Source organism: Pseudomonas sp. 2822-17 (assembly GCF_002742485.1).
GTDB classification, from domain to species: domain Bacteria; phylum Pseudomonadota; class Gammaproteobacteria; order Pseudomonadales; family Pseudomonadaceae; genus Aquipseudomonas; species Aquipseudomonas cyclaminis.
The window spans coordinates 1-1,290 of record NZ_LJRZ01000220.1; the positions used below are offsets into that span (position 1 = coordinate 1).

Annotated in this window: 1 protein-coding gene and 1 pseudogene; both read right to left on the minus strand. The window is 57.9% G+C overall.

The features are described 5' to 3' along the window. A partial coding sequence (locus tag AOA60_RS01660; RefSeq protein ID WP_099582820.1) for a DUF6396 domain-containing protein occupies nt 1-947 on the minus strand: 947 nt, incomplete at its 3' end. Nucleotides 948-950: 3 nt separating this feature from the next. Beyond that, nucleotides 951-1,290, minus strand: a pseudogene (locus AOA60_RS01665) (sel1 repeat family protein); the annotation flags it as partial.

The following is a 1,290-nucleotide window of genomic DNA, read 5'->3' on the forward strand; positions in this document are numbered from 1 at the left end:
GGGATATTGGCCAGGCGTGCTTCCAACCATTGCAGCTTGCCGTCCCAGGCGGGGAGTTTGGCGGGGGGGAGGGGGAGGATTTCGTTGATTTCGGGGACTTTTGGGTCGGCGTAGGAGTAGTCCGCTAGCAGACTCCAGATTGCGTTATAGCGTTCTGCGCGTTCAAGGTCTTCCTGTAGGTGGAGGTAGTAAAGTTCATCGGTGGCAGGTGGACCAAGGAAGCCTTTCCTCAAAAAAGATGCTGAGGTGTCATCTCCCGCAGCCACTCCCAATTGGAATGCCTCAAGTGCGCTCTGGTACTGGCCCAGCCCTTGAAGATTGACACCCAGGTCGGAGGCTGCATCACCATGCCCCTGTTCAGCCGCGCAACGGCGCATCTGGCGAGCGATGTCTGGCGCCATGTCGCTTGGTGCCAGCTTATCCCCCAGAGTGTACTGAGCTTGGGCACTGCCCTGATCGGCAGCCTTGCGAAAATAGCGCCAAGACATGGCCGTGTCTTGCTTCAGTCCGGCAGAACCGTTCTTCAGAAAGAGGCCAATAAAGTAGTACCCCGTTGCCACGTTTGCCTCGATCAGTTGCTGGCTCAGACGCAGGTGATCCGTGCCACGGAGCGCGAACTGACCGCGCATGGTGCCGTTTTGCAGGTTGATGTTGGCCTTGAAATGGCCATTTTCGGCAGCAATCCGGTACAAGCGCTCGATCTCGGCGTCGACGCTTTTGTCCTGCTTGAGCAGGTTGTTTTTTTGTAGCCAGCGTGCGTACTGGAACAGCTCATCGGTTTCGGCGGACGGCGTAGGGATTTGCTCGTGTACACAGTCAAAGGCCAGCCTGGTTTTGATCTCGGTCAGCGGGTTCACGGAAATGAACTGGGACCGGTCAGTCGGGGTGCTGCCGTTATCGCAGGCAGCCAGCAGCAGACTTGCCAGCAGGAGGAACCTGTTTTTCATACCTTACCCCAGCAGCTGCCATTCGATATTTTCTTCACTGACCGTGATGATGTCGGGCAGCAAAAAGCGCGGTTTGTGGCTCTGAACCTTCAGCGTGGGCATGATCTCGTTCTCTTCGAAACGGCGAACGGTGCCATCTGTGAGCCGCGAGTAAACATTGCGACTCAGGCTCAATGCCTGCCAGTAGCCAGTCTGGGGGCAGGCCTGGCCGCTGGAACAGGTGGGTTCGAGGTGGCTGGCCTTGATGAACGCGGGAGAGTCGGGGGTGGCTCTGCCGGTTGCCGGTTCCAGGAGTTTGGCCTTGGCTAGCTGCTGGATCAGTGCTTCGCTGGGTTTTGGCGGG